18 protein-coding genes are annotated in these 20,409 nt (G+C 50.8%); 11 read left to right on the top strand and 7 right to left on the bottom strand.

The features are described 5' to 3' along the window. The first annotated feature begins 105 nt into the window (after nt 1-105). The 6 genes from G9409_RS06815 (at nt 106) to meaB (ending at nt 9,243) form a co-directional block, all read left to right on the top strand. Nucleotides 106-2,028 carry a propionyl-CoA synthetase gene (locus G9409_RS06815; protein WP_166808063.1) on the top strand — a complete coding sequence of 641 codons (1,923 nt, stop codon included), beginning with the start codon at nt 106-108 and terminating at the stop codon, nt 2,026-2,028. Further along, nucleotides 2,025-2,432 carry a methylmalonyl-CoA epimerase gene (gene mce, locus G9409_RS06810; RefSeq protein ID WP_166808062.1) on the top strand — a complete coding sequence of 136 codons (408 nt, stop codon included), beginning with the start codon at nt 2,025-2,027 and terminating at the stop codon, nt 2,430-2,432. The genes G9409_RS06815 and mce overlap by 4 nt, the downstream gene beginning before the upstream one ends. A 28-nt stretch (nt 2,433-2,460) precedes the next feature. Then, nucleotides 2,461-4,239 (top strand): carboxyl transferase domain-containing protein, encoded by a 1,779-nt coding sequence (locus G9409_RS06805; protein WP_166808061.1) that lies wholly within the window; start codon nt 2,461-2,463, stop codon nt 4,237-4,239. Nucleotides 4,240-4,316: 77 nt separating this feature from the next. Then, nucleotides 4,317-6,089 carry a methylmalonyl-CoA mutase subunit beta gene (locus G9409_RS06800; RefSeq protein ID WP_166808060.1) on the top strand — a complete coding sequence of 591 codons (1,773 nt, stop codon included), beginning with the start codon at nt 4,317-4,319 and terminating at the stop codon, nt 6,087-6,089. Then, nucleotides 6,086-8,227 carry a methylmalonyl-CoA mutase gene (scpA, locus tag G9409_RS06795; RefSeq protein ID WP_166808059.1) on the top strand — a complete coding sequence of 714 codons (2,142 nt, stop codon included), beginning with the start codon at nt 6,086-6,088 and terminating at the stop codon, nt 8,225-8,227. The genes G9409_RS06800 and scpA overlap by 4 nt, the downstream gene beginning before the upstream one ends. Then, nucleotides 8,227-9,243 (top strand): methylmalonyl Co-A mutase-associated GTPase MeaB, encoded by a 1,017-nt coding sequence (gene meaB / locus G9409_RS06790; protein ID WP_166808058.1) that lies wholly within the window; start codon nt 8,227-8,229, stop codon nt 9,241-9,243. Before scpA ends, meaB begins: the two co-directional genes overlap by 1 nt. Before the next feature lies 1 nt (nt 9,244). Here the strand turns inward: meaB and G9409_RS06785 are convergent, their stop codons facing one another. The 4 genes from G9409_RS06785 to G9409_RS06770 form a co-directional block, all read right to left on the bottom strand. Continuing rightward, entirely contained in the window at nt 9,245-10,243 is a 999-nt protein-coding gene (locus G9409_RS06785; RefSeq protein WP_166808057.1) for a formylglycine-generating enzyme family protein, read from the bottom strand. 100 nt (nt 10,244-10,343) lie between these two features. After that, a complete protein-coding gene (locus tag G9409_RS06780) occupies nt 10,344-10,796 on the bottom strand; it encodes a universal stress protein (RefSeq protein ID WP_166808056.1) in 453 nt (150 codons plus the stop codon). Nucleotides 10,797-10,808: 12 nt separating this feature from the next. Next, a complete protein-coding gene (locus G9409_RS06775) occupies nt 10,809-11,579 on the bottom strand; it encodes a slipin family protein (protein WP_166808055.1) in 771 nt (256 codons plus the stop codon). 192 nt (nt 11,580-11,771) lie between these two features. Continuing rightward, the gene (locus G9409_RS06770) at nt 11,772-13,841 is read right to left on the bottom strand and encodes a carboxy terminal-processing peptidase (RefSeq protein ID WP_166808054.1); all 2,070 of its coding nucleotides are present in this window, start codon (nt 13,839-13,841) and stop codon (nt 11,772-11,774) included. Between the two features lie 159 nt (nt 13,842-14,000). Here G9409_RS06770 and G9409_RS06765 point away from each other — a divergent pair, with 159 nt between their 5' ends. After that, entirely contained in the window at nt 14,001-14,975 is a 975-nt protein-coding gene (locus G9409_RS06765) for a class II fructose-bisphosphate aldolase (protein ID WP_006367267.1), read from the top strand. 262 nt (nt 14,976-15,237) lie between these two features. On the opposite strand, the gene G9409_RS06760 is transcribed toward G9409_RS06765, so the two are convergent. Beyond that, a complete protein-coding gene (locus G9409_RS06760) occupies nt 15,238-16,455 on the bottom strand; it encodes a M20 metallopeptidase family protein (protein WP_166808053.1) in 1,218 nt (405 codons plus the stop codon). Between the two features lie 384 nt (nt 16,456-16,839). Here G9409_RS06760 and G9409_RS06755 point away from each other — a divergent pair, with 384 nt between their 5' ends. The 4 genes from G9409_RS06755 to G9409_RS06740 all read left to right on the top strand — a co-directional run bounded on the left by G9409_RS06755 (nt 16,840) and on the right by G9409_RS06740 (nt 18,309). Further along, complete coding sequence (locus tag G9409_RS06755; RefSeq protein ID WP_166808052.1) at nt 16,840-17,079, top strand: DUF4160 domain-containing protein; 240 nt, start codon at nt 16,840-16,842, stop codon at nt 17,077-17,079. Then, nucleotides 17,039-17,299 carry a DUF2442 domain-containing protein gene (locus G9409_RS06750; protein WP_166808051.1) on the top strand — a complete coding sequence of 87 codons (261 nt, stop codon included), beginning with the start codon at nt 17,039-17,041 and terminating at the stop codon, nt 17,297-17,299. The genes G9409_RS06755 and G9409_RS06750 overlap by 41 nt, the downstream gene beginning before the upstream one ends. A gap of 367 nt (nt 17,300-17,666) precedes the next feature. Then, nucleotides 17,667-17,912 carry a type II toxin-antitoxin system HigB family toxin gene (locus G9409_RS12005; RefSeq protein WP_166808263.1) on the top strand — a complete coding sequence of 82 codons (246 nt, stop codon included), beginning with the start codon at nt 17,667-17,669 and terminating at the stop codon, nt 17,910-17,912. A 73-nt stretch (nt 17,913-17,985) separates the two neighbouring features. Then, complete coding sequence (locus G9409_RS06740) at nt 17,986-18,309, top strand: helix-turn-helix domain-containing protein (protein WP_235923256.1); 324 nt, start codon at nt 17,986-17,988, stop codon at nt 18,307-18,309. Between the two features lie 161 nt (nt 18,310-18,470). On the opposite strand, the gene G9409_RS06735 is transcribed toward G9409_RS06740, so the two are convergent. Beyond that, on the bottom strand, nt 18,471-18,965 hold the full coding sequence (locus G9409_RS06735) for a PIN domain-containing protein (RefSeq protein ID WP_166808050.1): 495 nt from the start codon (nt 18,963-18,965) through the stop codon (nt 18,471-18,473). Nucleotides 18,966-18,980: 15 nt separating this feature from the next. Beyond that, the gene (locus G9409_RS06730) at nt 18,981-20,015 is read right to left on the bottom strand and encodes a helix-turn-helix domain-containing protein (protein WP_166808049.1); all 1,035 of its coding nucleotides are present in this window, start codon (nt 20,013-20,015) and stop codon (nt 18,981-18,983) included. Nucleotides 20,016-20,409 lie beyond the last annotated feature (394 nt).

Genomic DNA, 20,409 nt, shown 5'->3' with positions numbered 1-20,409 from the left:
CGAAAATCAATGCCACTCCGCTTCAACACCACCCTTTCCGCTGTTCTTGCTGATCCGTCCTCCCTTATTTTATTAACACTTTTTTTTTAACAAGGGATCACTCGTATGCTGCACTCATTCAATACCGTTTATCAAAAATCCATTCAGGAGCCGGAAATCTTCTGGGGCGAAGCTGCAGAAAAGCTTCACTGGTACAAAAAATGGAACAAGGTGCTCGACGATACCAATCCTCCATTTTATCGCTGGTTTTCGGGCGGCATTACCAATACCTGTTACAATGCACTTGACCGGCACGTTGATGAAGGCAGAGGAAACCAGACCGCAATTATCTACGACAGTCCGGTTACCGGTACTAAAACAAGGTACTCCTTCCGCGAATTTCGCGATATCGTAGCACTCTTTGCCGGCGCCCTGCAATCAAGAGGTGTGCGCAAGGGTGACCGTGTTATCATCTACATGCCCATGATCCCGGAAGCTGTGGTTGCCATGCTTGCCTGTGCAAGAATCGGCGCTATCCACTCCGTGGTGTTCGGCGGATTCGCATCCCACGAACTGGCAATCAGAATAGATGACTGCAAACCAAAGGTGATCATTTCAGCATCATGCGGTATCGAACATAACAAGATCATTGACTACAAACGGCTGCTCGACTTTGCCATTGAACTGGCCCACTTCAAGCCTGAAATCTGTATCATCAAACAGCGTGATCAGTTAAAAGCCGAACTGAATGAAGAGCGCGACCTTACCTGGAACCAGTCCCTTCTCGGCGCAGAACCTGCACAGTGTGTACCCGTTGAATCTTCCGATCCCCTCTACATTCTCTATACCTCAGGAACCACCGGCCAGCCGAAGGGCATTGTTCGCGATCACGGCGGCCATATGGTTGCCCTGCAGTGGTCAAGGAAAAATGTCTATAACGTAGAACCCGGCGAAGTGTTCTGGGCCGCAAGTGATGTGGGATGGGTTGTAGGTCACTCCTATATTGTCTACGCTCCCCTCCTTCAGGGCTGCACCTCACTCATCTTTGAAGGCAAACCGGTCGGCACTCCCGATCCCGGCACCTTCTGGAGAATCATCAGTGAACACAACGTTTCGGTGCTCTTTACCGCCCCGACAGCATTCCGGGCTATAAAAAAAGAGGATCCGAACGGTCACTATATCAAGAACTATGATCTTTCGAACTTCCGGGCCCTCTTCCTGGCCGGAGAACGGGCTGATCCCGATACCGTCAAATGGGCTGAAAAAATGCTGCAGGTTCCGGTTATTGACCACTGGTGGCAGACAGAGACCGGCTGGGCCATTGCCGCCAACTGCCAGGGAATTGAACCCGGCCCGATAAAGTACGGCTCGGCTTCAAGAGCGGTGCCCGGCTACAACGTTCAGGTGGTCAACGCCGATCTTGAACAGCTTCAGCCCGGACAGATGGGAGATATCGTCATCAAGCTCCCGCTTCCTCCCGGCACCATGCTGACGCTCTGGAAAGCGGACAACCGGTTTGTGGAAACCTATATGAAGGAGTTCCCCGGCTTCTATCAGACCAGTGATGCCGGATTTATTGATGAAGACGGCTACATTCATATCATGTCGCGCACGGATGATGTCATCAATGTTGCCGGCCACAGGCTCTCTACCGGTGCCATTGAAGGGGCACTGTGCGAGCATCCGGATGTTGCGGAGAGCGCGGTTATCGGCGTTCATGACGATCTGAAAGGACAGGTACCGCTCGGCTTCCTGGTACTGAAACTCAATGTCGATACCCCGCACAACCAGATCATCAAGCACGTTATTGAATATGTGAGGGAGAATATCGGACCTGTCGCCTCGTTCAAGAGTGCCATTATCGTCAACCGGCTCCCGAAAACCCGCTCCGGCAAGATTCTTCGCAGCACCATGCGCAAAATTGCCAACAGCGAGGAGTACACCATGCCGGCAACCATTGACGATCCGGTCATTCTTGATGAGATCAGGGTCGGACTACAGACAATAGGTTACGCCGTAAACAGCAAACCGGTTACCATGGACGCATGATCAAAAAGATCGACCACATTGCCATCGCCGTTCAAAATCTTGAGGTCTCACTCGAAACGTTCCTGAACGTTCTCGGGTGTGACCCGAAGAGTGTCACCATTGAGGAGGTACCCTCCGAAAACGTCAGGGTGGCATTTATACCTGTCGGCGAAAGTAAAATCGAGCTGCTCGAACCGATGAACAGCGAGGGTGCCATTGCTAAATTTCTGCTGAAAAACGGTGACGGGCTGCACCATATCGCACTTGCAACCGATGATATCGTAAAGGAGAGTGAACGACTTAAAACCGTTAATATTACTCCGCTCTCGGAGCCGAAAGAGGGTGCCGGTGGAAAAAAAATCCTCTTTCTGCATCCAAAGGAGACAAATCGTGTTCTGCTTGAATTTGCCGAGAAAGGTCACTAAATAATTGCGATAAAGCCGATAGTACCCAGTGAAACATTTTTATCTGCCTTTCGAGAAAAAAGAGGGATTCAACTACTCCCACGAGAGTATTGAACAACTGACAGAATACGAAAAGTATCAACTCTCCTTCCACCCCGAGCGCCCCAAGCACCTTGATTATCTGACCGTATTTGATGAAGCTGAAGAGTGTCTGCAGAATGATCTGCACGGCAGCTGCATTATCCAGACTCACCGTGCTGTGCTTCGCAATGGGCAGAACGCATGGTGGCCGGTGATGCTTATCGGCCAGCAGTCCGGGCCGACATCCGATTTTTCGCAGATGCTCCGGCTTATGAAAAATCCGGAAGAGATCGCCAAATGGAACCAGGGAATGCCAACTCCGGCTGCATTTGAAAAAGCCATTCAGGCTATCGCGCTTGCTGAACAGGAGAACCGCATCATTATTACCGTTATTGATACTGCCGGTGCCGATCCAACCGAACAGTCCGAAGCGGGAGGCATAGCATGGAAAATCGGACGATGCATGCAGGCGCTCGGTGAAGCAAAAGTCCCGACGCTCTCGGTTATCATAAACCGGGGATGCAGCGGGGGCGCTATTGCACTGACCGGATGCGATGCCGTCCTGGCCATGGAGTACTCAACCTATATGGTCATCTCACCGGAAGCCTGCTCATCGATTCTCTTCCGCACCAGGGAGAAGGCCGGTTTTGCTGCCTCGATATCGAGGATAACAGCAAAAGATGCCCTGCAAAACGGCATTATCGATGACATCATCATCGAGCATGAAGGACCGGCACACCACTTCCCGAAATCCGCCCTTCAGTCATTCAAGGGCGCCATGACGAAATGGGTCGACAAGCTCAGTCAGATACCCGCCTCCGGGATCTTTGCAAAAAGAATGGAGCGATGGGAAAAGATCGGAAAGTGGGATACCATTTCCGAAGAGGAGATCGTCGCTTTTGAAAAACCGGTATCATTCTTCATCCAGAAACCCCAAAGGATTCTGTTTGTTGCACGCCACAAACATTGCAGGGACTCCACCGGCAGAACAATTCTCGACCCCGTACTCTATTCGAAACTCTTTGCCGATAATTTTGTCTGCGAAACCTGCGGGCACCGCTATGTGCGCCTTACTGCGCATGACTATATCGATCTTGTGCTTGACGAAGGCTCTTTCACGGAGCATCCTGAGACCCGCTATATTGTTGACAAGGATATTCTTGACTTCCCTGACTACCGGAAAAAAATCACGGAGGCGCAGCAGAAAACCGGCGCGGCATCATCGCTCATTACCGGCAATGCAACCATTCAGGGCGAACCGGTTGTCTTTTGCGCAACCAACTTCAACTTCCTCGGCGGCTCGTTCTGTATGTCTACCGCAGAGAAAGTCTGGAGGGCGAGCAAGATAGCCATTAAACGGGGTGTGCCGCTGGTCATTCAGGCTACAGGAGGCGGAGCAAGAATGCATGAAGGGTGCTCTTCCATGGTTGGTCTTCCCAAACTCCATGTTGCCATCTCAAGCGTTGAACGAGCCGGGCTGCCGGTTATTACCATTATTACCGACCCGACGCTTGGAGGGGTTGCCATCGGTATTGGATCAAGGGGCATCAAACTCTTTGAACACAATGCCGGAAATATCGGATTTTCCGGTAAACGGGTCATTGAACAGTATACCGGTCAACCGACAACCAAAGCGTTCCAGACAACCTGGTGGCTTCAGCAGAAAGGATTTGTTGAAAAAACCGCACTGCCGGGCAATATGAAGTACAAGATATCGGAGATCATACAGAGTGCCAGAGCGCTCTAATCCGATCGGAAAAAAGCCTGTTTTTTAAAAGGCACCTCTATCAAGGGTACCTCTAATGAATATTTTCACTACCAGTTATGACACAATCCCGGCCTGATTCACTCTTTCACGAGTTTCCGGCAATCAGCCGGGAGACCTGGAAAAAGAGGGTTGTTGCGGATCTCGGTGATAAACCTTTTGAGAGTATAGTCTGGCATACGCCTGACGGGTTTGATCTTGAGCCCTGGTATGCTCATGATGAAGAGGCAAAGCGCGTTGCTGTACCGGCAACAAAAACCGCTAACAGCTGGGTAAACTGCCATAAAGTAACCGTTCTCGACCCGAAAAGCGCCAATGCCGACGCATTGACATCACTCTCCCGGGACGCCTCAGCACTCGAGTTCTGTATATCCGACAGGGCACACTGCTCACCGGAACATCTCACTACCCTTTTTGCCGGCATCGAAACTTCGGCCATTGCGATCTATTTTTCCGGAAACCTTCCCCCCGCCACCGAGCTCCTTGAAACCCTGCTCGCTCTTCCCTGTTTCAAAGCAACAACCGGCGGGTTTCTTGCGCCACCCCCACTTGCCTCAAAAGAGCTGGACCACAAACTTTTTGAACTGGCCGATGCGCTTCCGCAATTCACGCTCTTCGGTGTCGATACAACCCTCTATCATGAGGCGGGATCAACGGCGGCACAGGAGATCGCCCTGGCGCTCGGAGGCACAAGCGACCTCCTTCACCGCTTTATTGAAGCCGGAATTCCGGCAGAACGGATTGCTTCGGCCATTGAACTTATCCTTCCTGTCGGTTCAAGCCATTTTACGGAACTGGCCAAACCGAGGGCAGTGCGGGCACTTCTCCCCCTCCTCCTCAAAGCATACGGCGCAACAGGCTCGATTCAGCCCCGCCTCTTTGCCAGAACATCCGAAAGAAACCGCTCACTGCTCGACCCCTATACCAATCTGCTCCGGCAGACAACCGAATCGATTTCAGCAATTCTCGGAGGCTACGACACCCTTCAGATTGCCCCTTTTGACAACGGCTTATCGGTAAGAGAGGATATCGCATCCCGAATCACCGGCAACATACACCTCGTGCTCAAGGAGGAGGCATGGCTTGACCGTGTTGTTGATCCGGCATCGGGATCAAATTACCTTGAAACCCTGACAGCAAAACTGGCAGAATCCGGATGGTCAATCTTTAAAACCTTTGAAGCTGCCGGAGGTCTTGACGCTGCCGGGAGATGCGGTATCGTAGGGAGCCTGATAGCCGCCTCTTCATCAGAGCGGGAGCGCGCTGTCAGCAAACGAAAAAAAACACTTATCGGCGTCAACCGCTACCCCTGGCCCCTTACGGCGGAGCAGGAGGAGAACAGCGCGGCCATTATGAATGCAGCAGAAACATTGCCTGCCAGTAATGAGACGGCGGCGTTTGAACGGTTGAGACTGAAAACGCTTTCGGCCAAAGAGCATGGCGGTAAAATCCCGTCAGTTGTTATCTGGATGGTCGGCGATCCGGCCATAAGCTTCCGGCAGGCTGCATTCTGCGAGGATTTCTTCAAATGCGGAGGTTTCGACATTGCCGCTGTCTCGGCTTTGCCGATAGAAAACTCCTCGTACGACACAGTTCTGCAACACAAGCCGGACATTATTGTACTCTGCATTGCCCGGAAAGATCCGGTACCTTCAGCTCTTGGTATTGCGGCTGCTCTGGCCAATCGTCATTCCGGCATTACCATCATGGCCGGAAAACCCCCGGCAGAACATGAAAGCCTCCTCGGTGCCGGAATTGACAGCTTTATCTATACCGGTGTTGATGTTCTTGAGATGCTGAAATCCTTCCAACGTAAAACCGGAGTGCAATGAGACCGGACTTTTCAGAGATCGATATTTTTTCCTCCGCACTCGTCGCTTCCGGGAACGACATCCCGGCTCCGACGACCTGCTGGACAACCGCTGAAGGTATTGAGATACAATCACGCTACGGCAGTGCCGACAGTGAGCAAATCGACAACCTTGACTTCGCTCCCGGTTTTGCCCCCTACCCCGGTGGACCCTATACCACCATGTACACGACCAGACCGTGGACAATACGGCAGTATGCCGGGTTTTCAACGGCCGAAGAGTCCAACCACTTCTACCGTCAAAACCTCGCTGCCGGTCAGAAGGGACTCTCTGTAGCCTTCGACCTCCCAACACACCGCGGTTACGACTCCGATCACGAACGGGTAATCGGGGATGTCGGCAAGGCCGGTGTTGCCGTTGACTCGGTTGAGGACATGAAGATCCTCTTCGACCGCATTCCCCTCGGCGACATCTCCGTCTCCATGACCATGAACGGAGCGGTGCTTCCGGTCATGGCCTTTTATATTGTTGCTGCCGAAGAGCAGGGTGTAACCGCCGACCGGCTCAGCGGTACAATCCAGAACGATATTCTCAAGGAGTTCATGGTTCGCAACACCTATATCTACCCGCCTGAACCCTCCATGAAAATCATTGCCGACATCTTCCGCTACACCAGCAGCCGCATGCCGAAATTCAACTCTATCAGCATTTCGGGCTACCACATGCAGGAGGCCGGAGCCACGGCTGATCTTGAACTGGCCTTCACCCTTGCCGACGGGCTTGAATATATCCGGGCAGGTCTGAAAGCCGGACTTGACATTGACGCTTTTGCCCCCCGCCTCTCCTTCTTCTGGGCGACGGGCATGAACTATTTTATGGAGATCGCCAAATTGAGGGCGGCACGGATGCTGTGGGCTAAAATCGTCAAACAGTTCAATCCGAAAAGCCCGAAATCCCTGATGCTCCGCTCTCATTGTCAGACCTCCGGATGGAGCCTGACCGAACAGGACCCGTTCAACAACATCACACGGACCTGTCTGGAAGCCCTTGCGGCATCGCTCGGTCACACCCAGTCGCTGCATACCAATGCCCTGGATGAAGCCATAGCTCTGCCTACCCCTTTTTCTGCCCGGATTGCCCGTAATACCCAGCTCTATTTGCAGGAGGAGACCGATATAACCCGCAGCATCGACCCGTGGGCAGGCTCCTCGTATGTTGAATATCTGACGAAAGAGCTTGCCGAAAAAGCCTGGAAGATCATCAGCGACATAGAGGCCGCCGGAGGTATGGTCAAGGCAATTGAAAAAGGAATTCCGAAGCTCCAGATCGAAGAAGCGGCAACCCGCAAGCAGGCAAGAATCGACAGCGGCAAGGATGTGATTGTCGGGGTCAACGGCTACAGAACCAGCAGCAAAACCGATATCGAACTGCTTGAAGTTGACAACACCCTTGTATTGAAGCAGCAGATCAAACGGCTTGAAACCATCAAACGTGAACGCAACAGCCAAGCCTGCACCCTCGCACTCAGGGCTATCGAAGCGTGTGCCGCCTCCGGAGAGGGAAATCTGCTGGAGCTTGCCGTTGAAGCTGCACGAAAAAGAGCTACATTGGGAGAGATCTCCTCGGCCTGTGAAAAGAGTTTCGGACGATACCGTTCGACCATCAGGCTCAACAGCAATGTCTATATGTCGCAGATGCACGATAACCCGCTATTCAAGGAGGCACAGGGGCTTGCCGACCGGTTTGCTGCACTTGAAGGCCGCAGACCCAGAATCATGGTCTCGAAAGTCGGACAGGACGGACATGACCGGGGAGCAAAAGTTATAGCGGCGGGATTTGCCGATATCGGTTTTGATGTCGATATCAGCCCCCTCTTCCAGACCCCTGAGGAGGTTGTGCAGCAGGCTCTTGACAATGACGTGCACATTATCGGCATATCAAGCCTTGCTGCCGGTCACAAAACACTTATACCGAAAATTATCGAGCTGCTTGGCGCCCATGACCGGGCAGATATTCTCGTCATTGCCGGAGGCATCATCCCTGAAAAAGACCATGTTTTTCTCTATGATAAAGGGGTTGCGGGCATTTTCGGGCCGGGAACAGTCATAGCTGATGCTGCGGTAAAAACCCTGAATCTGCTTATTGCAAGGTTTGAATAATGAGTCGCGACCTGCATCATCAAGAGCGGATCCCCCGCCACGATCCTGATGTGGAAACCGTCGTTTCGGGTATCATGAGCGGCAACCGTCAGATGCTCAGCCGTGCCATCACCCTTATCGAATCCCAAAAGCCGGAGCATGAAGCGAGAGCCCATGAGATTCTCGACCGCTGTCTTGAAAAGAAAACCGCATCGCTGCGCATCGGAATAACCGGTTCACCCGGAGCCGGAAAAAGCACCTTTATTGAGGCTTTTGGTGAAGAGATACTCAACAGCGGCCTCACGCTTGCGGTTCTGGCCATCGACCCAAGCAGCCGTCAGTCAAAAGGGAGTATTCTCGGCGACAAGGCCCGAATGGAAAGACTCTCCGGCCGCAAGGAGGCATTCATCCGCCCGACAGCATCCTCCGGATATCTCGGGGGTACCTCCCCGAAAACCCATGAGACCATTCTGCTCTGCGAAGCCGCAGGATATGATGTTATTCTGGTCGAAACGGTCGGTGTAGGTCAATCGGAAGTTTTGATCGACTCCATGGTCGATTTCATCCTCCTTTTGATGCTGCCGGGCTCGGGAGATGAACTGCAAGGGATCAAACGCGGTATCATGGAGATCGCGGACAGCGTTGTCATAACCAAAGCGGATGGAGATCAGTCTGCAATTGCCGCACTCTCAAAGGCTGAATTCGAGGCGGCACTCATGATGCTGCCAAAAAAACACCCCTTCTGGCATCGTAATGTCTACCTCACCTCCGCCCTGCACCATACAGGTATCAACGATGTCTGGCAGAACATTCTTGAATTTTTCACCCAAATGCGGGAAGAGGCTCGCCTTGAACAGAGGCGAAGCCAGCAGCTGAAACAACTGCTCTACACCGTGCTTGAAGAGCGGCTGAAAAAAGAGTTCTTCAGCAATCCGCGAGTCATCCAGGCAAAAGCGCTCATCGAACAGCAGGTGGTTGAAGCCCGTCTAAGCCCGTTCAGCGGGGCCAAAACCCTTATGGAAACCTTTCGCAAGTAGCCTACGGAACGAATACCAGGCGAAAGCCGACATTGGGGTTGCGGGCTAAAGCCGCACCTCCGATGCGATACGCTGACCGGCAGTGCTCTTCAAAGTCGAACCAGCTCGCACCGCGAAGAACACGACGCGTACCGTCCTCCGGACCATCAGGGTTGGTAACGGTGCCTGCGGCTTTACACTGTTCATAAAAAGCAGGGTCAAACCAGTCACTGCACCACTCCCAGACATTACCGTGCATGTTGTACAAGCCCCATGCATTGGGAACAAAACTGTTTACCGCTACCGTATTCTCCCGGTACATCCCTTTGGGTTTATTGCCGGTAGGGTTTTGACCATTATAGTTAGCCCTCTCTGTCGTCAGGCTTTGACCGGTATTATAGGGGGTTGCAGTTCCTGCACGGCAGGCGTACTCCCGCTCTGCTTCGGTTGGCAGGCGGAACTTCCTGCCGGTATGTTGCGAGATCCAGTTGCAATAGGCGACGGCATCGTTCCAGCTCACAAACACCACGGGATGGTTATCTTCAGACTTTGGCCGGAGAGTGCCTGAAACTGCGTGGCGCCAGTGCTTTTGATCGTTGGCTTTTTCCGCATCAGTCAGGTACCCTGTGGCTTTGACAAATTTTCTGAACTCGGCGGAGGTTACCGCATATCTGCTGATATAAAAATCACTCACCCGCACCTGATGCTGGGTTTCATTGGTCTGTCGGTTCACTTCACCAAGAGGACTTCCCATCGTAAATTCACCGCCAGGTAGTAAAACGAAGTTTTCGGGAACCGCAATCCCGCTTGCGGCGTATGCTGATGTACCGAACACCATCACACCGGCAAGGGTGAGTGCCCCGATGAGCACAACCATTTTCCCCTGTCGCGCTCTCCTTGCGAGGAGAGCCGGCAGCAACATGCGCATAGTGCCGGTAAACGCGGCAAAAGAGCGCTTGTCACTCATGGCTTCAGGGTTCAACGGCAGAGCAACGCTCCGCAGGGGATTGGCTTTGTTCATGGCAGGTCTCTCGTTGCTGATTTAAAAAACTGATACTCTCATTTGACGCTGAACCAAACAAGGCAGAGCGCAAGCATACAATCGCGACGTGACAGTATGACTACTCGATAAACTCCTTCTCTTCGGTTTTGACAATAAGCACCGGACAATTGGCCTTCCGGACAACGGTCTCGGCAACGCTTCCCATGATCAGACGGCTCAACCCTTTTTTTCCATGAGAGCCCATGATCACAAGATTGGCATTGCATTCGTCAATTTTATCGAGTATCACATCAGCCGGATTGCCAATTTCCACACCGCAGGATGCCTTGAATCCCCCGAGAATCAACTCCTGCATGATAACCTCAAGATCCTCCTTTGAGGCTTTTTCAAGATCAGCTTCAAGCGGCACATAATTAAGCGAAATGTCAACGGCCATAGGTCTCGGCTCCACCACATTCAACAGGTAGAGAGATGCTTCCATACTCCGGGCAAACTCCTTCGCATACTGTACAGCCTTGCGGGAGGCATCGGAAAAATCGACCGGACACAGAATGGTAGTAATCTTGAACATAATCGATAGCGTTTATGTTGACTGGGGGGGGGATGACTGCCTGTTTTCAAAGAATGGTTTAAACAGATCCATAGGGATGGGAAATACGGTAGTTGAATTATTCTCTGCGGCGATATCCTTGAGCGTCTGGAGATAACGAAGCTGCAGGGCAGCCGGAGAGGCGGAAATAATCGTTGCCGCATCGGCCAGCCGTTGTGCTGCCTGATACTCCCCTTCCGCGTTGATGATCGCCGAGCGGCGTTCGCGTTCAGCCTCGGCCTGTTTGGCCATTGCCCGCCGCATCCCTTCGGGCAGATCGATCTCCTTAACCTCCACCTTGCTGACCTTGACTCCCCATGGCTCGGTATCCTTGTCAAGAATAGCCTGGATACGGTCATTGATTTCATCACGCTCTGCAAGCAGATTATCAAGTTCACCCTGACCGCAGACACTGCGCAGCGTGGTCTGGGCCAGCTGGGAGGTAGCAAAATGGAAATCCGCGACATCGACAATCGCCTTGATGGCATCAAGCACACGGAAGTAGACAACCGCGCTCACCTTGACGGAGACGTTATCACGGGTGATGATATCCTGTGGCGGCACATCAAGCGTCACCGTCCGAAGATCAACCTTGACCATCTTGTCTATAGCCGGAATCAGGATGATCAGCCCCGGACCTTTCGCGCCGATGATCCTGCCGAGCCGGAAGACGACTCCCCGTTCATACTCGCGAAGAATTTTGACCGATGAGGCCAAAAAGAGCCCCAGGAGAACAAGAATCGTCATCAGATTGAATGTCAGCATAACCTCAACTCCTTGTCAAATTGAGAAGTGTTCAAAAGCTCAACTCCGCAGGGGGAGGTTATGGCCCTCACGACTCTTCCCCTGCAGAAACAATATAGTACAGTGAACACGGTTTACCGGTATTTTGTTCTTTCGACGCGTCAAAACCAAGAGCCCCCGGGAGAGGATAATCAGGCAACGGTATCGCCCTTTTTAATTCAGAGCCGGTATCGTCCGGATTACGGTCTGCCGCTGCTTGATCTTCAGATCAGCAAGATCCGACACAATGCCGGCCGTCTCATTGAGCAGGACATCCCTGTTCATCCCTTTGGTGGAATCCTGATCCAGAACCCACTGCTTCTCGATCTTTTTTATGGTCTCAATTTCCGATTTGAAAGCCGAATCCTGAAGCGACACCACCTTCTTTTTCCGGATCTGGTTAAGGGTTCTCAGATCCTGCAGATAGGACTGGTAAAGTGCGTTTCTTGAGGAGCGTTCCAGCTCCTTTTGGCGGAGCACTCCTATCTCTTCCGGGGTAATCTCGGCGGTTGAGCGGTAAAATGAACGGGAGACTGTGCTCCAGGGCAGACTGCTTGAGTAGGTATCCTCACCAATGGTCGCGGTATCGATCATCGATGGCATGAAGATATCGGGCACAACCCCCCTGTGCTGGGTGCTGCCGCCTGAAATCCTGTAAAACTTTGCTATCGTCAGTTTTATCTGACCCAGTTCAGGTTTCTTTATAAAAAACGAAAAGGGTCTTGCCAGTTTGATGATGCTTTGAACCGTTCCCTTTCCGAATGTCCGCTCACCAATAACCACTCCCCTCCCGTAGTCCTGAATTGCCGCAGCAAAAATCTCTGAAGCTGAAGCACTGTAACGGTTTACCAGAACGGCAAGCGGGCCGTTATAGAGTACCCGGCGATCTTCATCCCTGAGCACCATTTTACCGCCGGTTGAGTTGCTGATCTGGACAACCGGCCCTGTCGGGATAAAGAGTCCGGTTACATTGACCGCCTCTTCAAGGGATCCGCCGCCATCGTCACGAAGATCAATAACAATACCATCAACACGCTCACTGTTCAACTCATTGAGAATGCGCGACACATCACGGCTGGTGCTGTTATAGTTACCGGTATTCTGCTGCTGGCCTTCAAAATCAAGGTAAAATGAAGGGATGGTAATAACGCCGATCTTCTGGCCATTCTGATGAATAATACGTTTCCGGGCCGCCTGCTCCTCAAGATCGACCTTGTCGCGCACGAGTGCAATGATTTTTGCCGGTCCGCGTCCCCCCTGACTTGCCGGAAGAATTTTGAGCCGCACAACGGTCCCTTTTTTCCCGCGAATCAGTTTTACCACATCATTGATCCGCCATGCGGTAACATCAACTATTTCGAGGGCTCTTCCCTGACCGACACCGATAATCTTGTCCCCTTTTTTAAGCAGGTTACTTCTGAAGGCCGGACCGCCGGGAATAACCTCGTTGATGACCGTATACTCGCTTTCAGTCTGGAGCTTCGCACCGATTCCCTCAAGAGAGCGGCTCATATCAATCTGAAAATTGGCATACTCATCCTGCGAAAAGTAGCTGGTATGGGGATCAAAGGAGGTTGTAACCGCATTCATGTAAGCCTGGAACGCGTCTTCCGGTTTCTGGCGATTCAGAAGGTTAAGGCGGCTTGCAAAGCTTTTTGCCAGTGCAGCACGAACCGTCGTATTGGTTTCACCTGAATATTTCAGATTGAGCCACTGATATTTAAGTTCCTGTTTCCACAGATCGGTAAGCTGCCGTCTGTCGGCCGGCCATGGATCGGCCTTGCGATCAAGGTCAAAGTTTTCGGGGACTGAAAAGTTGAAATGGGTCGTATCGGCGGCAATTTTCATAAACCGCATCTTCTCTTTTGCCCGCTTCAGAAAAAAGTTATAGATGCCAAAACCTGCGGTTGGTTTTCCTGCAAGAAATTCATCATCAATCCTTGTGCCGTATATCCTGCGGAGACTGGCAACCTCACTGGCCACAAAATAGCTCTTGCTGCCGTCAAGATTGTCGATATAGCGGTTGAATATCTGCAGTGAAAGGGAGTCATTGACCGCTACCTTCCTGTAGTGGTTCTGAAGAAGGTACTGACTGATGTATTTGCCTGCATCCTCCTGGGCTTCGGTCGGCTTGAGGACATTGATAGACGGTCCGGCGGCTGAAGCCGTCCCGAAAATTCCTGCCGACAATGGTGAAGAAAAACCACAGGTAACAGTAAAGAGAAGCAGACTTTTTCTAAACATTTTCCGGTTTGATGATCAAAGGTTGTGCTGCGACAGTTATACGTTTCTTGAAAGGAGAGACAAAAATATTATATTGATCCGCAATTGCGTAATGGTGTCGGGAAATTTAAACTCGACAAAAAAATCCGTCCTAAAATACTAATAATGGGAGAGCTTTCAATGCAAAAGAAAAAGATCAGTTATAAAGAACTTGGCCTTGTCAACAGTCGCGAACTTTTTCAAAAAGCTGTTACAGGCGGTTATGCTATTCCTGCCTATAATTTCAACAATCTCGAACAGATGCAGGCTATTGTCATGGCTTGCGTGGAAACAGCCTCTCCGGTTATTCTGCAGGTTTCAAAAGGCGCCAGAAGCTATGCCAATGAAACGCTTCTCCGCTACCTTGCCCAGGGAGCTGTAGCCTATGCTGAAGAGCTCGGAACTCCTGTCCCCATTGTCCTTCACCTTGATCACGGCGACAGCTTTGAACTCTGCAAAGACTGTATCGACTCAGGATTCTCCTCCGTCATGATTGATGGTTCTCATCTCCCTTATGAAGAGAACATTGAACTGACCAAAAAAGTTGTGGCATACGCACACGAACATGATGTTACGGTTGAGGGTGAGCTTGGTGTGCTTGCCGGAATCGAAGATGAGGTCTCGGCTGCTCATCACACCTATACCCAGCCGGAAGAGGTTGAGGATTTTGTAGCTAAAACCGGTGTTGACAGCCTTGCCATCTCCATCGGCACTTCACACGGCGCATTCAAGTTCAAACCGGGTGAAGATCCTAAAATCCGCCTCGACATTCTCAGTGAAATCGAGCGTCGCATTCCCGGGTTCCCTATCGTCCTGCACGGCTCCTCATCCGTTCCCCAGGATCTGGTCAAAACCATCAACGAGCATGGCGGAAAGCTGAAAGATGCAATCGGCATCAGTGAAGATCAGCTTCGTCTTGCGGCAAAATCCGCAGTCTGCAAAATCAATATCGATTCTGACGGCCGCCTTGCCATGACCGCCGCTATCCGCAAGGTGCTTGATGAAAAACCCGAAGAGTTCGATCCAAGAAAGTACCTCGGCCCGGCCAGAGACTCTCTCAAGAAGCTCTATATCCACAAGATCATCAACGTGCTCGGCTCCAACGGAAAAGCCTGAGAGGAAAAATTCAGCGATTGAATTGGAAAAGGGCGGCTCTCACAGGCCGCCCTTTTTGCGTCCGGTCAACGGTCAAGATGAGGATTTCGAGCACCGCCCAACGACGCAATCGAATCGCGGAAAGGCTCTGCTATAAATCGTCGTGAGCGGTTCGAGGGCAAGGCGGACGGAGCGCAGAAACCGGAATGTACACCAGAGTACATGAGGATTTCGAGCACCGCCCAACAACGCAATCGAATCGCGCAACAGATTTATAGGCGCCTTATGGCATCCCGAGAAACCTGATGGCCGTATAGGCAAGCAGTCCGCTGCCGGTTTTCAGGGCAAGCTCTTCAGGATTGAAGGTCGGAGAGTGCAGGGTGTTGCCTTTTACCGGCTCCGGCGTTCCGGTTCCGATCTGCCAGAAGGTTCCGGGACAGGCCTGCAGATAGTAGGCAAAATCCTCCGCCGTCATGAGCGGCTCACTCTCGATGACACTCTTTTTTCCAAGATACTCTCCACAGAGCGTCATGGCACGGGTCGTAACTGCAGGATCGTTGAACAGCACCGGATAGCCGTTGCGGATCTCCAGCTCGGCCGTTACTCCGAGCGCTTCAGCGGTGTGCATGACGGTCTGGCGCAGTCGATGGTGAAGCAGGGCCCGAACCTCCTCGTTCATGGTCCTCATGGTGCCCGACATGGTCACCTGACTGGGAATGACATTGGTGGCATTGCCTCCGTGAATGGATGCGATGGAGACCACCGCAGGCTCATGCGGGGGAACCACCCGGCTGACAAGATGCTGAACTGCGGTAATGATATGAGCAGCAGCAAGAATAGGGTCTGCCGCCTTGTGGGGTGCGGAGGCATGCCCGCCCTGCCCGGTAACGGTAAAGTAGAGCTCATCGGCTGCGGCCATGAAACTCCCTTTGCACATAGCGACCTTGCCGGTTTGAACGTTCGGAAAACAGTGCTGGCCAAAAACAGCCGAAGGGTTGAATCGGGTAAAAAGACCGGCATCAAGCAGCGGCTTTGCCCCACCCGGCGCTTTCTCCTCGGCAGGCTGAAAAACAAGCAGCACGTCACCCTCAAGCTCCTCCTTCATCTCCACAAGAATCTTTGCGGCGCCGAGCAGCATCGCCGTGTGCATATCATGACCGCAGGCATGCATTTTCCCCTCCTCAAGGGAGCAGAATCCATGCTCATTCGATTCCGAGAGCGGCAGGGCATCAATGTCAGCCCTCAGGGCCACAAGCTTCCCCTCCGGTAACTTGCGACCCCCGTGTATAACAGCAACCACTCCGGTGTCAAGCAAGGGAGGCTCCGGTGTAATGCCGAATCCGATCAGCGTTTCCGAAATCAGTGCGGTGGTTCTGACCTCTTCATAGGAGAGCTCGGGATGACGATGAATTTCGCGTCTCAGTTCCACGACTTCCGGAAAGATCTCATCAGCACGCTGCTGTATCCTTTCAGCAAGAGCTGTTGAAGGTTCTGTATTCATAAACAATAGTTATTCGATTGAACACCGCCAGAGCCATGCGGGCAAAAGTGACAAGCATCACTGAAAATAAGCCGATTCCGGATAGACGGGTGTGAATGGCAAGATAAAAGCCCTTGAAGGGATAATATATAAAGTACTATGCAAAGAAAGGAAGAGAGAGTCACTTCCCCACGCCAGGCAGATTCCTCTTTCAGAGATTTTCAACAACATCGCGGGCTGCCCTGACAACATTTGCCGGGAGAGCCGGGCTCCAGCCAGGCAGACTCAAGGGAGCTTGTAGAGTTAGTCGGTCGCATCCCGGAAGCGCATTCCAGATGGTCATTGCAAAGAAACCTTGATGAAGTTTATATTGTTGGAGTGGAATAAAATGTAATCTCGTTTCGAATGAGCCCAACTATACTTATTGAAAAAGGTTACAGGTTTTTTTTCTTTTCGAGGGAAGAGACCAGAATGCATATTCATGTCAACTGCGGAAACGGTGAGGCGAAATTTTGGCTTGAACCGGAAATTGAACTCGAAAAAAATTACCGATTATCAATTACCGAGCTGTCACAAATAGAAAGCATTATCAGAAAACACCACAATGAACTCAAAAACTCTTGGAAGCAGCACTTTAAATGCTGAGGTAACGAATATTTCAAATCATGGATTCTGGCTGCTCAGCCAGGGGAAAGAGTATTTTCTTGCTTTCGAAGATTTTCCGTGGTTCAAAAATGCCCCTGTCTGCAAAATCCTGAATCTTGAAGAACAGAACCCCGGTCACTTTTACTGGCCTGATCTTGATGTTGACCTCGGCGTCGAAAGTATTGAGCATCCTGAAAATTATCCCCTCTCGTTCGAATAAGCGGTCTGTCAAGTCATAGCCCCTCGCCCATAGCTCTTACTGGAGTGTCATCTCGACCTTCAGGAGAGATCTCAGGTTTCAACCAACTCGCGCTTTAAATCGATTGACGAAAGCGCCCGGCTTCCAGGCCGGCAAAATCAAGGGGATTTGTAGAGTTAGTCGAGAGTCTCCCCGAGTCTCCCCCACATAGAGAATGAAGTCGAAAGCAAACGGATGTCCGGTATTTGTTCAAAGATCCCCTCTCGTTAAATATTTTTGAACTATGTAATTAATTTTGATTTTGGTAATAACCGAAGCAAATGGGGCATTGATGGTTATCATTAAAAAATGAGCATTAAACCGTTTCGGAGCTAAACACCCGGATGCAATACCTTCACTCAATGAATGGTATGCCAGGGTAAAATCGGCAGAATGGAGAAACCATGCCGAGTTAAAAACGACATTTCTTTCAGTTGACTATATTGCTAACGAACGTTATGTGTTCAACATAAAGGGATATCATTACCGGATTGTAGCCAGAATTCGTTTTTCTGCAAGAACGGTATTCATAAAGTTTATCGGCACACATAAGGCCTATGACAACATCGACCCTGCAACGATTCAGCAGGAGTAAACGAAAAGAGGTAACTATGAAAATCAGCACTGCTGCTCAATATGAAAGAGCACTCACATAGGTTGAAGCTTTGATGAATGCCTTCCCTGACGGGGAAAATGCAGCAAACGAAAGCAAAATCGCTGAACTGGCGAAAGCGATTGAAGAGTACGAAGATCGTCTTGTTCCCATGCCGATGCCACTGGTAATCAAAAAGCCGGAAACGCTGCCTGATGTTATTGAACTCAAAATGTTTGAGCAGCAAATGAAACGCAAGGATATGGCAAACCTGCTGGGAATCACTGACACGCGACTTTCGGAGGTCATGCATGGCAAGCGTAAGATCAATATGGAACTGGCTAAACGACTCTATAAAACCCTGGGCGTTGACCCCAAGTTTATCCTTGAAAAAGCATAACACTGCCGCTATAAATTTTCAGGAATCCTGACATTTCAGTCCCAACAACGCAGTTGGTTCAGAGAGGAGTTAGTAGCGTTAGTCAGTCTCGTCCCCTCGGCGGTTGTCCCGGAACACCCTTTATTTATCAGCAGAAGTCAAAAGCAGATTTTCGGAAACACTCATCTCCAGCGGCTTATGCGCTGATTGATTTCGGCTTCCGGAAGCCGAACATTCAAGAGTCTGAGTTGATGAAGTTTGTCAGCCGCAACTGAAGGAATTAGAATCTGATTCTCGACCAACCGATCAAAAAGCCAGAGCATGCCATGAACCTCAAGCTGCTCTTGCACAATAACCGTTCGAAGTTTTTTGTCACCAGTGATGATCAGGGCATGTATTCTCCTGGCAGCTACGAGCAATGAGCAATCCTGAAATGAGAGCCCGTTATAGTTTCTGGAATATTCAACTATGTCAAGCACCTCCTCGGAACAGAAAGATTCAATACCCAGCAAACCCTCATCAACGTAGTGCTGCAGCACCCTTCTCTGCTCAACAGAAACCTCAACCCAAACCGCGTCGGTTGTACGCATCTCAAAGCTGAGTTCAAAAAGTGCATCTGCCAGATCAAGCTTGACAATGTCAATCAGGATATTGGCATCATGAATGGCAACAATCACCGGACTCTATTGGATTTAAACAAACGTGATGTCCATGCTCATCTCTTCATAGGATTTCCCTGCCAGCTCTGCTGCTTTGCTCATCGTAATAACCTCTTCGGAGAGTGCCCGGTCAAGCAGTTGGCGGAAACGTGCAGGCTCTTCTTTCGATTTGTATTCACCCGGCTCGCTAACTCTGAAAGCAGACCAGGTTATGCAAAAGTTTCTGTAGGTCGAATCCGGAATAACACCGAGGCTTTTTGCCCTTGCCATGATAGCCTGTACAGAGATCCCGTAGTACTCCTTCATCTCGATGAGTTCTCTTTGGGTAAAATGGGTGCGCTTGCCGCCAAAAGCCCGTATGAATGACTCTTTGGGAAACAGTACAGCTCCGGCAAACGAATGTGCAAGCTTCTCATTGTCTTTTTCACTGCCAGCCTGAAAATCAAGCAGGAGATGAGCAAGTTCATGCAAAACCGTAAATCTGCGGCGAACAATGTCTCTTCCCTTGTTGAAAACCACAAGAGGAATAGAACCGCTCCATGCTGAAAGACCATCAAAAGCATCATGAGTATTGAGCATGACTACCTTGACATTATAGCTTTCAAGCATCTCCACAACATCTGGCAGCGGGTCAAAACCAAGACGCCAGGCATCACGGAGCCCGTCAGCAAGTTCATCAATCTGATCGGGAGATGAAACCCTCACGCCCTTGAAAGGATTGATAAATGATGAATCAATACCAAGGAAGGATTCCAGTTCAAGATACCGTTCAAGTATGTCGCCGCTCTTCGCCTTTATCCGTGCCTTCTCCTTCTCAGGCAAAGCATTATGTTTTCTGAACTCAATTGACTGCAAAGAGAGTGCTGGCCTGAAGAAATAATCAGGCTTTACCTCAAGTGCTGAGGCAAGGGAAAGAAGAATACCGCTTTCCGGCAGCATTCTCCCCTGCTCATATTTGTTTATCGCCTGACGGGAGACCGGCTTGTCCATTCTGTCCGCCAGTTCCTGCAGTGACATGCCGGACATCTTGCGTGCCGACTTAAGGCGCTCTCCAAAATGGTGCTGCATGTATGGGGTTGGTTATTCGCTTGTCGCATTGGTTGACATAAATATACTTTATATATCTTTTGTCAACAAGCAATCTGTTGACGAAGTTCCCGAAAGCAGGGAAAACTTTATGTGTGGTGTTGAAACCATCAAGACGATTCTGCTGGATTGTTGTCAGTCAGGTCGGAGAGGCGTTAGTTGAAGCTGTTGTGAACGTCCCGTTCGCCCTTGGTTTTCACTCTCATGCTGCAAACACAGTTATTTCAGTTCCGGCAGAAAATCTCCACCGAGTCTGTAAGATAAAGTGTGTAAACGGTCATAGTTTCCTATCATTACAAAAGGAGAAAAGCTATGGCCAAAAAGCAAGAACAGATTCCCGACAGCCAGAAGGCACTGATCGACCAGCTCATCCGTG

It is taken from the genome of Candidatus Chlorobium masyuteum (assembly GCF_011601315.1).
In the GTDB taxonomy this organism is placed as follows: Bacteria; Bacteroidota; Chlorobiia; order Chlorobiales; family Chlorobiaceae; genus Chlorobium; species Chlorobium masyuteum.
This window is presented reverse-complemented; position numbering and strand designations above follow the sequence as displayed.

Bases quoted from the DNA above. Each gene is read 5' to 3' on its own strand.
- G9409_RS06800 (WP_166808060.1), top strand. From the start codon at position 4,317: ATGACACAATCCCGGCCTGATTCACTCTTTCACGAGTTTCCGGCAATC.
- G9409_RS06755 (WP_166808052.1), top strand. From the start codon at position 16,840: ATGAGCCCAACTATACTTATTGAAAAAGGTTACAGGTTTTTTTTCTTT.
- scpA (WP_166808059.1), top strand. From the start codon at position 6,086: ATGAGACCGGACTTTTCAGAGATCGATATTTTTTCCTCCGCACTCGTC.
- G9409_RS06775 (WP_166808055.1), bottom strand. From the start codon at position 11,579: ATGCTGACATTCAATCTGATGACGATTCTTGTTCTCCTGGGGCTCTTT.
- G9409_RS06815 (WP_166808063.1), top strand. From the start codon at position 106: ATGCTGCACTCATTCAATACCGTTTATCAAAAATCCATTCAGGAGCCG.
- G9409_RS06740 (WP_235923256.1), top strand. From the start codon at position 17,986: ATGAATGCCTTCCCTGACGGGGAAAATGCAGCAAACGAAAGCAAAATC.
- G9409_RS06760 (WP_166808053.1), bottom strand. From the start codon at position 16,455: ATGAATACAGAACCTTCAACAGCTCTTGCTGAAAGGATACAGCAGCGT.
- G9409_RS06750 (WP_166808051.1), top strand. From the start codon at position 17,039: ATGAACTCAAAAACTCTTGGAAGCAGCACTTTAAATGCTGAGGTAACG.
- G9409_RS06730 (WP_166808049.1), bottom strand. From the start codon at position 20,015: ATGCAGCACCATTTTGGAGAGCGCCTTAAGTCGGCACGCAAGATGTCC.
- mce (WP_166808062.1), top strand. From the start codon at position 2,025: ATGATCAAAAAGATCGACCACATTGCCATCGCCGTTCAAAATCTTGAG.
- G9409_RS06770 (WP_166808054.1), bottom strand. From the start codon at position 13,841: ATGTTTAGAAAAAGTCTGCTTCTCTTTACTGTTACCTGTGGTTTTTCT.
- G9409_RS06765 (WP_006367267.1), top strand. From the start codon at position 14,001: ATGCAAAAGAAAAAGATCAGTTATAAAGAACTTGGCCTTGTCAACAGT.
- G9409_RS06785 (WP_166808057.1), bottom strand. From the start codon at position 10,243: ATGAACAAAGCCAATCCCCTGCGGAGCGTTGCTCTGCCGTTGAACCCT.
- G9409_RS06780 (WP_166808056.1), bottom strand. From the start codon at position 10,796: ATGTTCAAGATTACTACCATTCTGTGTCCGGTCGATTTTTCCGATGCC.
- meaB (WP_166808058.1), top strand. From the start codon at position 8,227: ATGAGTCGCGACCTGCATCATCAAGAGCGGATCCCCCGCCACGATCCT.